Consider the following 12,573-nt stretch of genomic DNA (forward strand, 5'->3'; position numbering starts at 1 on the left):
CGGGCTCGGCCCTCAGCGCTCGACGCCGTCGAGCAGCATGCGCAGGCCGGCGCGCGTGGGCCGCATGTGCGGGCCCGCGGGCAGGGTCCAGCCGGCGCCCTCGCGCGCGGCGGCGATCTCGGCCTCGTCGATGCGGATGCCCGCTCCGGGCTCGTCGCCCAGCACGATGCCGCCGTCGGCGACCTCCTGGTCGACGTGCACGCCGGGGGCGTAGTCGAGCGCCTGCACCTCGGTGGTGAGGTGGTTCGGCACCGCCGCCGCCACGTGGGCCACCGCGGGATTGGCGTTGTGGCCCACGATGCTCACGGGGAGGTCGCGGACGGTGGACGCGAAGGACAGTCGCTGGAAGTGCGTGACGCCCCAGATGGCGCCCGCCTGCACGATGTCGGGCGCGCCCGCGTCGAACAGGGGCCGGAACTGCTCGACGCCGGTGAGGTTCTCGCCCGACGCGACGGCGGCCCGGATGGCGTCGCTGAGGCGCGCGTGGCCGACCGCGTCCCACCGGCGCAGCGGCTCCTCGACCCAGACGAGGTCGAAGTGCTGCTCGATGGCCGAGACGTATCGGACGGCCTGCTTGACCTGCCACGACTCGTTCGAGTCGATCATCAGCCCGGGGGCATCCGTGTGGGCCGAGAGCGCGTCGCGGATGACGGCGAGCCGGCGCAGGTCGGTGTCGAGGTCGAGGCCGCCCTTCAGCTTGCCCGCCACGAAGCCGCGCTCGGCGTACTGGGCGTAGAAGGCGTGCAGGTCGTCGTCGGGCAGGGCGATGTCGAGGCCCGAGGCGTAGCCGGGCACGAAGCGGTCGCGTGCGCCGAGCATGCGCCACAGGGGCTCGCCCGCCGCCTTCGCCTTGAGGTCCCAGATCGCGGAGTCGAGCGTGGCGATGCCGCCGTAGGTGGCACCGGCGTGGCTGGACTTGAACACCTGCGCGAGCATGCGGTCGAAGAGCGCCTGGACGCCTCGCGGGTCCTCCCCCTCGATGGCCGGGAACAGCCGTGCGAGGTCGGCGTGCGAGCCCATGCCGACGCCCTCGATGCCGGCGTCGGTCTCGAGGATCACGATGGGCACGTCGGTGACGGCGTCGCGGATGTGGCCGTTGGCGTCACCGATGGCGCGTCGCCACTCGTGCTGCGCGGTGAGGGTGCGATACCCGGTGATCTTCATATCGTCCTTGATGTCGTCACGCGGTAGGATTCAACATACATCATACAACTTTGCGGAGCGGATGTCACGGGCGGGCGTCCCGGGGGCGTCGTCCCGGCCGCGCCGAACCCGACCGTTAGGATGCAAGCCATGTCCAACCCCGCCGGTCGCCCGACCACTGGCCTGCCGAACGGCGACGCGCCCGCGATCCTCGGCGCGGGCTCGCGGCGCACGCCGAACGCCCGGCTCGGCGTCGTCGTGGTGCACGACCTGGTGAGCGCGATCGTCACCGGCGAGGTGCAGCCCGGCGACCTGCTGCCGACCGAATCGGTGCTCACCGAGCACTTCGGCGTGAGCCGCACCGTCATCCGCGAGTCGGTCAAGCGCCTGGAGGAGAAGGGCCTCGTGCGCGTCACCCAGGGGCGCGGCACCGAGATCACCGACCCGTCGGAGTGGAACATCCTCGACCGCGTCGTGCTCGGCGCCTTCGTGGAGCACGACGCGACGCTCGGCATCCTCGACGAGATCGCGGTGATCCGCGCGCAGCTCGAGTCGGTCATGGCGGCCGGCTGCGCCGAGCGCCGCACCGACGCCGACCTCGACGCGCTGCGCGCGGCGATGGACGAGATGCACCGCACCGTCGACGACGTCGAGGGCTTCTCGCAGACCGACATCGACTTCCACGTGCTCGTCATGGATATCTCGGGCAACCGGCTCGCCGAGGGCATCGCGCGCACGCTCGTGGCGCGCGCGCGCGACAACTCGCGCTTCTTCGGCGCCCCCGGGCCGGAGGCGCCGACCGAGACGCTCGCCGAGCACGAGGCGATCCTCGACGCGATCGCCGCGGGCGACGGCGAGGCCGCCGCGCGCCTCATGTCCGACCACATCACGACCGCGTGGGAGCGCCGCCGCATCCCGCGCGAGGTCGAGCCCGCCTGACCCGCGCCGCTCTCCCTCACCCACCCCCTCCGAACTCACGACCCGTCAACAGAGTGCGCTTCACGACTTGAGAACGCAGTCTCTTGACGGGTCGTCCAGCACGATGGCCAGGAAGTCCACGACCCGTCGAACGGGTGCGCTTCGCGCGCTGAGAACGCACCCTCTTGACGGGTCGTCCGCGCACGATGGCCCGGAAGTTCACGACCCGTCAAATGGGTGCGCTTCGCGCGCTGAGAACGCACCCATTCGACGGGTCGCTGCTCCGCGGGCGGTCAGCCCTGGGCGCGAGCGAACTGGTCGCGGCGGGTGCGCGCGGCGAGCGGGTGCAGGCGGTCGGCGACCGGGCGCGGGCCGGCGCCCGAGACATCGGGCACGCGGATGCCGAGGTCGTGCGCCGGGGAGTCGTCGGCCACCGCGAACTCGCGGCGGGTGCCGGGCTCGCCGGAGGCATCCGCTCGCCCCTCGGCGGACTCGCCCGAGAGGTCGCCCGACGGGGCATCGACGAACCGCGGGTCGGCGACGACCGAGTGCCGGTCGTGGCCGAGCGCACGCCATTCGTCGTCCATCGGCTCGACGATCGCCCACTCCAGACACCCGTCGGCCCCGGGCGACTTCTCGCCGTTCGCCGCGAGCACGGCACCGTCGACGGGCCGCTCGTCCCAGAACAGGTTGAGGTCGCTCACGATCGTGTACTCGCGCAGGTCGCGCGGGCCGGGCGTGCCCGTGTAGCCGGGAGACGCCGAGCCGAGCAGCAGGTTGCGCTCCATCGTGAACGACACGAGCTGCTCGGGGCGGGTGATCGACACCTGGCCGTTGCCGCCGTACGCGAACACGTTGTTGCGGATGATCGACTCGCGGCCGTAGTGGTGGTGGTAGCACTGGCTCGACACGTGGTGCACCACGTTGTCCTCGATCACGACGTGACTCGAGCCCTCGTCGAGGTAGATGCCCCAGCCGCCGTAGTTCGCGCACTCCACGTCGTGGATGTGGTTGCCGCGCACCGCCGTGCCGGGCGCGATGCCGAGCAGGTAGACGCCGCCCATGTCGTTCAGCAGCCCCTGGCCGAGGTCGTGGATGTGGTTGCCGACGACGAGGTTGCCCTGCGAGGGGCTGTCCTCGTAGTCCCACATCCAGCCCACGGAGACGCCAGTGTAGAAGAAGTCGCGGATGTGGTTGTGCGCGATGACGTTGTGCGCGCCGTGCTGGAAGAGCACCGCGACGCAACTCGGGTAGACGCGTCCGCCGCGCTCGATGTCGTTGTCGCTCACCTCGTTGGAGCGGTTGAAGTCGTCGGATGCCGCGTCGACCGAGCCGCCCGAGCGCACCGCGCCCGCGCCGAGGTCGAAGAACCGCGTGCCGCTCACGAGGTTGCCGCGGCTGCCCGGCCCGAGGCTCAGGCCGTAGCCGCCGACGTGCGAGACGCAGCCGTCGACGAAGGCGCACGAGCGCGCGCCGTCGAACTGCACCGCGGCCGGCACGGTGCTCGCCGCCTGCACGTCGGCCGCGAAGGCCACGCCCTCGGGCAGCACCGGGTCCTCGCGCACGCCGAACGGCGGCACCGCGGGCGGCACCTCGGCGAAGTCGGCGTAGGCGAACGAGACGCCCTCGAAGCGCACCTCGCGCACGGGCACGGCACCGGTGCCGGTCAGCCGCACGAACACGTCGAGCACCGGCATCCGCACGTCGAGCGTCTCCGCCGACTCACCCGGCCGCGGCAGGTACAGCACCTGCGGGCCGTCGGCGCCGGCGAGCAGCCCGGTCGCGTCGAGGTACCACTCGCCGGCCACATGCCCGAACGCCTCGGCCACGTTCTCGAGCCGGTAGCGGGCGAACGTCTGGGCCGCGTCGTCGCGCAGCGCGAAGATGCTGCGCAGCGGGCTCGTGATCTCGCGTCGCTCGCGGTCGATGGATGCGACGGGCATGCGCTCCTGCACCCAGTAGTGGGGCACGACGACCTCGACGCGCTCGGGCTCGGCGAGCTCCGGCACGTCGCCTGCGGCGTAGGTGAACCGGTCGGCGCCGTCGAACAGCGTCTCGACGAAGCCGGCGGTCGGGTCGAGCCCCGCCACCGACTCCATGCGCAGGAACCCGCCGCCCACCGGGTACGACGGACGCGGCGCCCGCTCCCCGCCGACGTACAGGGCCCGGCCGCGCGCCGCGGGCGCGGGCGCGGCGAGGGCCGCCACCCCGTTCACGACGACCGCGCGCCACCCCGTCACCGGCTCGGCGCCCTCGAACACCGGCGGCGCCGACGCGTCGAGTGCGCAGAATGCGGTGAACGAGTCGTCGGGCCCGAGCTCGAGGGTCTCCCGCTGGCGGTACACCCCGCCCATGAGCCAGACCACGGCCCGCTGCCCCGGCGCCCGGCGCTGCCGCACCAGGCGCATGGCCGAGTGCAGGTCGCGCACGGGGTACCCGCGCGAGCCGTCGCCGTAGACCGAGCCCTCCGGACTCGCGTACACCTCGATCCGGTCGGTCGTCATGGCCTAGCCCTTCGTCGCGCCCGCGGTGACACCCGCCGTGATCTGCCGCTGGAAGATGAGGTAGACCACCACGAGCGGCAGCACCACGAGCAGCACGCCGGCGAGGTAGGTCGGCACGTTGTCGGGGTACTGGCCGCGCAGCGCGCTCACCCCGACCATCACCGTACGCTGGTCGGGCGACTGCATCACGAGCAGCGCGATGAGGATATCGTTCCAGCAGAACAGCGCGTTCAGGATGCCCATCGACAGCAGCGCGGGCTTGCCGAGGGGCAGCATGATGCGACCCCAGACGCCCCACAGGCTGTTGCCGTCGACGCGCGCCGCCTCGGTGATCTCCTTGGGGATGCCCGAGTAGAACGAGGCCATGAAGAACACCGTGAACGGCAGGAACTGCGAGACGTACGCGATGATCAGTCCCGCGTAGGTGTTGATGGTGCCCATGTCGCTCATCAGCTTGATGAACGGCACCATGATCACCTGGAACGGGATCATCATCGTGCCGAGGATCACGAGGAACATGACCCGGTTGCCGCGGAACGTCAGGTGGCTGATCGCGTACCCGGCCATCGAGGCGAGGATCAGGATCAGCGCGACGGATGCCACGGTGACGATGATCGAGTTCAGGTAGTAGCGCCCCATGTTCGCCTGGTTCCAGGCGTCGACGAAGTTCTGGATGTTGAAGGTGGTCGTCACGCCCAGCCGGTCGAGCACGTACTCGCGACGGTCCTTCAGGGCGATGTTGACGGCGTACACCATCGGGTAGATGGTCGCGATGGCCAGCAGCGCCATCGGGATCGCGATGACCCACCGCGAGATGCGTTCGGCGCGCATCACGACTCCTTCGTGGCGCGACGGAGCACGCGGATCTGGATGAGCCCGATCACGAGCACGATCAGCAGCAGGAACACGGATGCCGCGGAGGCCAGCGCCGGGCGCGCCTCGCCGTTGAGCTTCCAGATGAGGAACTCGGGCAGGTACGACGCCGCGCCGGGGCCGCCGGCCGTCATCGTGTACAGCAGGCCGAAGAGGCCCGTGAGCATGCCGATGGTGGTCGTGACGAACACGAACTGGATGGTCTGGCTGAGGCCGGGGATGATCACGTGCCAGATGGTCTGGGGGAAGTTCGCCCCGTCGATCCTGGCCGCGTCGAGCAGCTGCTGGTCGAGGGTCGAGAAGCCGGCGAGGAAGATGACCAGCGCCATGCCGAACGTCGCCCAGATGTGCACTGCGAGCACGCTCGGCAGCGCGGTCATGGTCTGGCCGAGGTAATCGACGGTCGGCAGGCCGATCGACTCGGCCATGGCGTTCAGCGGGCCGTTCGCACCGAGCACGATGTTGAAGATCGCGCCGATGATGATCGGCGAGAGCACGACCGGCAGGAAGTAGACGCTCCGGTAGAAGCGGTGCCCGGGCACCTTCACGAAGATGAAGGTCGCGAGGAGCCCGGCGACGAGCACCTCGATCGGCACGAACAGCAGCACCACGAGCACGTTGCGGGCGGAGGCCTGGAAGCGCTCGTCCTGCAGGAGGAACAGGTAGTTGTCGAAGCCGACGAACACGCCGTTCAGCTCCTGGTCTCCGGTGAAGGAGAAGTTGATGCCGAGCAGCAGCGGGTAGATCCGGAAGACCAGGAGGATCAGCAGCACCGGAAGCACCAGCAGGTACGGGGTGATGGTCTCCGACGTGATCTTGCGCTTTCGCCGCGGCACCGAGGGGGTGCGCCGCGGCCAGCCCGGGCTGGGGTCCGAGAGGACCACAGCCCGGGTGGACGTGGGGGCGGTCATGTTCAGCCTTCCGAAGCCGCCAGCTGGCTCGCCGCGTCGTCGACGGTCACCTCGCCGACCAGCATCTGCTGGCCGAGGCGGTGGAGGAGGTCGAGCGTGTCGCCGCCGAGCGCCGTGTGCAGGAGCGGCTTGCTGCCGGGCAGCTCCGCCACGATGTCCTGCGCGGACTGGATGTCGGTGTCGAGTTCGATGGTGGTGTCGGAGACGATCTGGCCGCCGGCGATCGAGTAGTTCGCCAGCGCGTCGCGGTCGACGGTCGCCTTGATCCAGTCGACGCCGAGGTCGACCTTGTCGGCGTTCAGCACGCCGTAGCCGATGCCACCCTCGATCGGGAGCGCCAGCGTGGTGCCGTCGTTGACCGTGACCGGCATCATGAAGCCGAGGTCGTCACCGAGGAAGTCGTCGAACTGCTTCCAGTGGGCGATGCCCGAGGAGAGGCCGATGACCATGGCGGCGCTGCCGCCCGAGAACAGGTCGAACGAGTCGTTGAACATCGCGGTGGAGTTCGCGCCGTCGTTGTACCAGCCGTCGGCGGCGGTGTCGGCCCAGAGCTGGAGCACCTGCGTAGCGTGCTCCGACTCCCAGTCGCGCTCGCCGTCGATCCACGCGTCGTACTCCTCGGGGGTGAAGATGCCCGAGGCGAAGCCGGAGAGGAAGAACTCGATGCCGAGGCCCTCCTTGTTGCCGAGCGCGAAGCAGGAGACGTCGGTCTCGCTCGCGATGGCGTCGCAGGCGTCGGCCAGCTCGTCCCACGTGGTCGGCGGGTTCTCGGGGTCGAGGCCGGCCTCGGCGAAGATCGCCTTGTTGTAGTAGATCGGGAAGCCCTGGAGGAACATCGGGGCCGAGTAGGTCTCGCCGCCGTCCTCGAAGGCGGGCCAACCGGCGAGCTGGTCGTGGATGTCGGCGAGCTGCTCGGTGACCGGGGTCAGCTGGTTGGTGCGGGACTTCAGCTGCGTGCCGCCGTTGAACAGGGCCAGGTCGGGGCCGGTGCCGGCCTCGATGGCCGAGCCGAGCAGCGTGTAGTACTGGTCGAACGGCTGCGAGACGATCTCGACCTCGACGTCGGGGTGCGACTCGGCGAAGACCGCGAGGACCTCGTCCTGGTACGCGGCCGCCGCGTCGTCGGAGTTGCCCCAGTTCCAGATGACGAGCTTGCCGTCGTCCGCCGACTCTCCGGTGGGGGTGGTTGCTGCGCCGCCACACGCGGAGAGGGCGAGGACCGCCCCGACTCCGATGGCGACCGGTGCTACGAACCGCTTCATTGCGATGCCTCTCATCTCTGGGAATGCGTGCCGGCACCGCAGGTCGACGGTGACAGCCACAGGGGGGTACTGCTTGCGAGCAAACATACTACGTATCATCACTACGGTCAAACACTCATCGGATGATCGCCGCCCGCACACGACGGCGGGCCGGGGAGTACCCCGGCCCGCCGTCGATTCTCCCCCGCGGTCAGCCCTTCGGACGAACCCGCAGGTGGGTGACGCCCGCGTCGACGTCGAGCGAGATGCCCGCGAGCGAGACCGAACGCGGGTCCGCGAGGTACAGCACGGCGGCCGCGACCTCGTCGGGCGTCACCATGCGACCGGTCGCCTGGCGCGCGTCGAGCGCGGCGCGCTCGGCGACGGGGTCGTCGAAGCCCTGCAGCATCCGCTCGACGAACGGGGTGTACACGGTCGCGGGGCTCACGCAGTTGACCCGGATCCCCTCCCCGATGTGATCGGTCGCCATCGCGTAGGTGAGGCCCATGACGGCACCCTTCGACGCGCCGTACACCACGCGCTGGGGCAGGCCGTTCAGCGCCGCGATCGAGCACATGTTCACGATCGCCGCGTGCTCCGATCGACGCAGCCAGGGCAGCGCCGCGGCGCTCACGCGGGCCATGCCCACGACGTTCACGTCGAGTACGCGCGCCCACTCCCCGTCGGATGCCTCCTCGACGGTGCCGACCGAGCTCACGCCCGTGTTGTTCACCAGCACGTCGATGCCGCCGTGGTCGGCCGCGACCGCGGCGATCGCGGACTCGACGGACACGCGGTCGGTGACGTCGGCGGTGTAGCCGGCGATGCCCTCGGGCAGCCCGTCGGCGTTGAGGTCGAGCACGGCGACCGTGGCACCCGCCCCGGCGAGCGCGGTCGCCGTCGCGAGGCCGATGCCGGACGCGCCGCCCGTCACGACCGCGACGAGGCCGTCGAACGCACCGGCGCTCATGCCTGCACCATCCGCTGCGACTGGCGGCCGAGCCCATCGATCTCGAGCTCGACGACGTCGCCCGCGCGCAGGTAGGGCTGGCCCTCGATGCCGAGCGCGACGCCCGCCGGGGTGCCCGTGTTCAGGACGTCGCCCGGGTGCAGCACCATGAACTGGCTGAGGTACCAGATGACGTACGCGACGTCGAAGATCATCGTGGCGGTCGTGCCGTCCTGGTGCGTGACCCCGTTGACCGAGAGGCGCAGGCCGAGCGCCTGCGGGTCGGGCACCTCGGATGCGGGCACCAGCGCGGGCCCGAAGGGGTTGAACGTCTCGCAGCTCTTGCCCTTGTCCCACTGGCCGCCGCGCTCGAGCTGGAACTCGCGCTCGGACACGTCGTGCGAGGTGGCGTAGCCGGCGACGTGCGCGAGCGCGTCCGCGGGCGACTCCAGGTACCGGGCGGTGGTGCCGATCACGACGCCGAGCTCGACCTCCCAGTCGGTCTTGGTCGAGTTCCGCGGGATCAGCACGTCGTCGTAGGGGCCGACCATCGTCGACGGGTCCTTCATGAAGACGACCGGCTCGGCGGGGATCGCCATGCCCGACTCCTCCGCGTGGTCGCGGTAGTTGAGGCCGATGCAGACGATCTTGCCGGGACGCGCGATCGGCGCCCCGACCCGGAGGTCGGCGGCGCCGTCGAGGGCCTGCAGCTCACCCGCCTCGAGCGCCGCGCGGGCGCGGGCGACGCCGTCGGCTGCGAGGAAGGCCCCGTCGACGTCGGCGGTCAGGGGCCGGAGGTCGTACGAGACCCCCTCGTGCTGGAGGACGGGGATCTCTGCGCCGGGGGCGCCGAGTCGTGCGATGTTCACGGGGTTCCTTTCGGTTGCGCACCGGGTCGGGGTGCAAGAATGGTCAGATGACTGAGACGTCGACGGCGCGGGGCCGGGCCGAGATCCCGGCACGTTCGCAGACCGACGTGGTGATCGCGGGCATCAAGGGCATGATCACCGACGGGCGACTCGGTCCGGGTGCCCGGCTGCCCATCGAGCGCGACCTCGCCACCGAGCTGGGGGTCTCGCGCGGGTCGCTCCGCGAGGGCGTGCGTGCGCTCGCGATCCTGGGGGTGCTCGAGACCCGCCAGGGCGACGGCACCTACGTGACCTCGCTCGACCCGGCGCAGCTGCTCAGCCCCCTCGGCATGCTCGCCGAGCTGCACACCCCGGCCCACGCGGGCCACCTGCTGGCCGTGCGACGCGTGCTCGAGGCGGAGAGCGCCGCCCTCGCGGCATCCGCCGTCACCGACGACGACCTCGCGGCCCTCGACGGGATCCTCGCGGAGGTCGACGAGATCCTGCGCAGCGACCCCGACATGGACCTCGAGCGCTTCATCGACACCGACACCGCGTTCCACCGCCGCATCGCCCAGGCGAGCGGCAACCCGGCGCTCGCCGGCATGATCGACAGCCTCGTCGGGCGCACCCATCGCGCCCGGCTCTGGCGGGCCATCAGCGAGCGCGGCACGGTGCGCGAGACCCAGGGCGAGCACCGTGCGATCCTCGCCGAGCTGCGGGCGCACGACCCGGAGCGGGCGCGCATCCGCATGGCGGTGCACATCCTCGGCGTCGAGGAGTTCGCGACGGCGCACGCCGACGAGGACGCGGCCGCACCCGAGTGAGCGCGGGGCCGCGCCCACGGGCGCTCGGACGGGATCAGGCAACGTCGCGCACCCCGGACCAGTAGGCGCCGTCGGGATACGCGTACTCCGCGACCGACGCCGCGTGCATCTCGGCGCTGTAGCCGGGCTGCGACGGCAGCACGTAGTTCCCGTGCTCGACCACGCACGGGTCGACGAAGTGCTCGTGCAGGTGGTCGACGAACTCGGTGACGCGGTCGTCGAGCGAGCCGGAGACGGCGACGTAGTCGAAGATCGACAGGTGCTGGACGAGCTCGCAGAGCCCCACGCCGCCCGCGTGCGGGCAGACCGGCACGCCGAACTTCTTCGCCATGAGGTAGACCGCGAGGATCTCGTTGATGCTCGCGAGTCGCGCGGAGTCAAGCTGGCAGTAGTCGATCGCGCCGGCCTGGAACATCTGCTTGAACAGCACCCGGTTCATGCCGTGCTCGCCGGTCGCGACGCCGATCGGCGCCACCGCGCGCCGGACCGCGGCGTGGCCGAGCACGTCGTCGGGGCTCGTCGGCTCCTCGATCCAGTGCGGCTGGAACTCGGCCAGCGCGCCGACCCAGTCGATCGCCTCCGGAACGTCCCAGACCTGGTTCGCGTCGATCATGAGCTTGGCGTCCCACCCGATGACCTCGCGCGCGATGCGCAGGCGCCGGATGTCGTCGTCGAGGTTCGCGCCGACCTTCAGCTTCACGTGGCGGTAGCCCTCGTCGACGGCCTCCTGCAGCAGGCGCCGCAACTTCTCGTCGCTGTAGCCGAGCCAGCCCGCGCTGGTCGTGTAGCAGGGGTAGCCGCCGCGCGCCGCCAGGTCGGCGATGCGGTCCGCCCGGGTCGGCGCCATCTCCGCGAGCATCGCGACGGCCTCCTCGCGGGTGAGGGCGTCGGAGAGGTAGCGCAGGTCGGCGACGTCGACGAGCTGCTCGGGCGTCATGTCGGCGAGCAGGCGCCAGAGCGGCACGCCGGCGCGGCGCGCGGCCATGTCCCAGAGCGCGTTCATGACGGCGGCCATGCCGAGGTGCACGACGCCCTTCTCGGGTCCGAGCCAGCGCAGCTGCGAGTCGGAGGCCAGCTCGCGGTACACGCCGCCGAGGTCGTCGAGGAGCGCGTCGACGTCGCGGCCCACGAGCGGCGCGGCGTACTGGCGGGCCGCCTCGGCGCAGAGGTCGTTGCCGCGGCCGATGGTGAACGTGAATCCGTATCCGGCGAGCTCGCCGTCGGTCTCGAGCACGACGTAGGCGGCCGAGTAGTCGCCGTCCTTGTTCATGGCGTCGGAGCCGTCCATGCTGAGCGAGGTCGGGAAGCGCACGTCGTGGACGACGGCACCGGTGATGGTGGTCATGCGGCGGGTGCTCCGTTCGGGGCGTCGGCCGGGAAGGCGTCGGGGCGCAGCAGGCCGCGCTCGGCGAGCGCCCGCCAGAGGTCGTCGGGGAGGTCGGCCCGATACCGCTCGAGCGTGCTCGCGACGTGCGCGGCGGTGCGGGTGCCGACGACGACCGAGACGACCGCCGGGTGCCGCAGCGGAAGGCCGATCGCCGCCTCGGGGAGCGTCGCGCCGAACTCCGCGCAGGTCGCGGCGATCGCGCGGGCGCGCTCGATGACCGCGGCGGGCGCCGGGCCGTAGTCGTAGTGCGCGTCGTCGGGCACGGTCGGGGCGGCGAGCAGGCCGGAGTTGTAGACGGCCGCCGCCACGACCCCGACCCCGCGCTCGAGTGCGACCGGCAGCAGGTCGTCGAGCGCGTCCTGCTCGAAGAGCGTGAAGCGGCCGGCGAGCATGACGACGTCGAGATCGCTCTCGCGCACGAAGCGCGCGAGCATGGCCGACTGGTTCATGCCGGCGCCGATCGCGCCGACGACGCCCTGGTCGCGCAGCTCGACCAGCGCCGGGAAGGCGCCCTCGAGCGCCTCGTCGCCGTGGTCGTCGGGATCGTGGACGTAGACCACGTCGATGCGGTCGAGTCCCAGGCGCTCGAGGCTCGACTCCAGCGAGCGCAGCACGCCGTCGCGGGAGAAGTCCCACACGCGCCGCGCGGTGGCGGGCACGAGGAAGCCGTGCCCGTCGAGCCGGTCGGCCGTCTCGGGCGACGGCTCGAGGAGGCGACCCACCTTCGTCGAGACCACGTACTGGTCGCGGGGCCGCCCGGCGAGCGCTGCACCGAGGCGGCGCTCGGAGAGGCCGATGCCGTAGTGCGGCGCGGTGTCGAAGTAGCGGATGCCGGCATCCCATGCCGCGTCGACGGCGGCGACGGACGCCTCGTCGGTCGTCTCGCGGTTGAGGTTGCCGAACTGGGCGACGCCCATGCCGATCTCGGTCAACGGCAGGCCGGTGCGGAGCGCACGGCTCTTCATCGAGGTG

The 12,573-nt window shown here is 71.2% G+C and carries 11 protein-coding genes; 2 read left to right on the forward strand and 9 right to left on the reverse strand.

Features of this window, described 5'->3' with window-relative positions:
- Window positions 1-12 precede the first annotated feature (12 nt).
- Window positions 13-1,164 (reverse strand): mandelate racemase/muconate lactonizing enzyme family protein, encoded by a 1,152-nt coding sequence (locus tag ABZK10_RS02280; RefSeq protein ID WP_353807559.1) that lies wholly within the window; start codon window positions 1,162-1,164, stop codon window positions 13-15.
- Between the two features lie 129 nt (window positions 1,165-1,293).
- On the opposite strand from ABZK10_RS02280, the gene ABZK10_RS02285 reads away from it, so the two are divergent.
- Window positions 1,294-2,082, forward strand: a complete 789-nt coding sequence (locus ABZK10_RS02285; protein WP_353807560.1) for a FadR/GntR family transcriptional regulator — start codon at window positions 1,294-1,296, stop codon at window positions 2,080-2,082.
- A 272-nt stretch (window positions 2,083-2,354) separates the two neighbouring features.
- Here ABZK10_RS02285 and ABZK10_RS02290 read toward each other — a convergent pair whose 3' ends face one another.
- The 6 genes from ABZK10_RS02290 to ABZK10_RS02315 all read right to left on the reverse strand — a co-directional run bounded on the left by ABZK10_RS02290 (window position 2,355) and on the right by ABZK10_RS02315 (window position 9,408).
- A complete protein-coding gene (locus tag ABZK10_RS02290; protein ID WP_353807561.1) occupies window positions 2,355-4,565 on the reverse strand; it encodes a right-handed parallel beta-helix repeat-containing protein in 2,211 nt (736 codons plus the stop codon).
- Window positions 4,566-4,568: 3 nt separating this feature from the next.
- On the reverse strand, window positions 4,569-5,396 hold the full coding sequence (locus ABZK10_RS02295; RefSeq protein ID WP_353807562.1) for a carbohydrate ABC transporter permease: 828 nt from the start codon (window positions 5,394-5,396) through the stop codon (window positions 4,569-4,571).
- The gene (locus ABZK10_RS02300; protein ID WP_353807563.1) at window positions 5,396-6,349 is read right to left on the reverse strand and encodes a carbohydrate ABC transporter permease; all 954 of its coding nucleotides are present in this window, start codon (window positions 6,347-6,349) and stop codon (window positions 5,396-5,398) included. The genes ABZK10_RS02295 and ABZK10_RS02300 overlap by 1 nt, the downstream gene beginning before the upstream one ends.
- 2 nt (window positions 6,350-6,351) lie before the next feature.
- Entirely contained in the window at window positions 6,352-7,611 is a 1,260-nt protein-coding gene (locus ABZK10_RS02305; protein ID WP_353807564.1) for an ABC transporter substrate-binding protein, read from the reverse strand.
- Window positions 7,612-7,801: 190 nt separating this feature from the next.
- Window positions 7,802-8,560, reverse strand: a complete 759-nt coding sequence (locus ABZK10_RS02310; RefSeq protein ID WP_353807565.1) for an SDR family NAD(P)-dependent oxidoreductase — start codon at window positions 8,558-8,560, stop codon at window positions 7,802-7,804.
- On the reverse strand, window positions 8,557-9,408 hold the full coding sequence (locus ABZK10_RS02315) for a fumarylacetoacetate hydrolase family protein (protein ID WP_353807566.1): 852 nt from the start codon (window positions 9,406-9,408) through the stop codon (window positions 8,557-8,559). The genes ABZK10_RS02310 and ABZK10_RS02315 overlap by 4 nt, the downstream gene beginning before the upstream one ends.
- Window positions 9,409-9,455: 47 nt before the next feature.
- On the opposite strand from ABZK10_RS02315, the gene ABZK10_RS02320 reads away from it, so the two are divergent.
- Window positions 9,456-10,214, forward strand: a complete 759-nt coding sequence (locus tag ABZK10_RS02320; RefSeq protein ID WP_353807567.1) for a FadR/GntR family transcriptional regulator — start codon at window positions 9,456-9,458, stop codon at window positions 10,212-10,214.
- 34 nt (window positions 10,215-10,248) lie between these two features.
- Here the strand turns inward: ABZK10_RS02320 and ABZK10_RS02325 are convergent, their stop codons facing one another.
- On the reverse strand, window positions 10,249-11,559 hold the full coding sequence (locus tag ABZK10_RS02325) for an L-fuconate dehydratase (protein WP_353807568.1): 1,311 nt from the start codon (window positions 11,557-11,559) through the stop codon (window positions 10,249-10,251).
- Window positions 11,556-12,566 (reverse strand): aldo/keto reductase, encoded by a 1,011-nt coding sequence (locus tag ABZK10_RS02330; RefSeq protein WP_353807569.1) that lies wholly within the window; start codon window positions 12,564-12,566, stop codon window positions 11,556-11,558. Before ABZK10_RS02330 ends, ABZK10_RS02325 begins: the two co-directional genes overlap by 4 nt.
- Window positions 12,567-12,573 lie beyond the last annotated feature (7 nt).

Origin of the sequence: Agromyces sp. SYSU T00194, assembly GCF_040496035.1 — a bacterium.
In the GTDB taxonomy this organism is placed as follows: Bacteria; Actinomycetota; Actinomycetes; order Actinomycetales; family Microbacteriaceae; genus Agromyces; species Agromyces chitinivorans.

Coding starts and splice junctions, on each gene's coding strand:
- ABZK10_RS02290 (WP_353807561.1), bottom strand. CDS start 4,565: ATGACGACCGACCGGATCGAGGTGTACGCGAGTCCGGAGGGCTCGGTC.
- ABZK10_RS02300 (WP_353807563.1), bottom strand. CDS start 6,349: ATGACCGCCCCCACGTCCACCCGGGCTGTGGTCCTCTCGGACCCCAGC.
- ABZK10_RS02310 (WP_353807565.1), bottom strand. CDS start 8,560: ATGAGCGCCGGTGCGTTCGACGGCCTCGTCGCGGTCGTGACGGGCGGC.
- ABZK10_RS02295 (WP_353807562.1), bottom strand. CDS start 5,396: ATGCGCGCCGAACGCATCTCGCGGTGGGTCATCGCGATCCCGATGGCG.
- ABZK10_RS02325 (WP_353807568.1), bottom strand. CDS start 11,559: ATGACCACCATCACCGGTGCCGTCGTCCACGACGTGCGCTTCCCGACC.
- ABZK10_RS02285 (WP_353807560.1), top strand. CDS start 1,294: ATGTCCAACCCCGCCGGTCGCCCGACCACTGGCCTGCCGAACGGCGAC.
- ABZK10_RS02330 (WP_353807569.1), bottom strand. CDS start 12,566: ATGAAGAGCCGTGCGCTCCGCACCGGCCTGCCGTTGACCGAGATCGGC.
- ABZK10_RS02320 (WP_353807567.1), top strand. CDS start 9,456: ATGACTGAGACGTCGACGGCGCGGGGCCGGGCCGAGATCCCGGCACGT.
- ABZK10_RS02280 (WP_353807559.1), bottom strand. CDS start 1,164: ATGAAGATCACCGGGTATCGCACCCTCACCGCGCAGCACGAGTGGCGA.
- ABZK10_RS02305 (WP_353807564.1), bottom strand. CDS start 7,611: ATGAAGCGGTTCGTAGCACCGGTCGCCATCGGAGTCGGGGCGGTCCTC.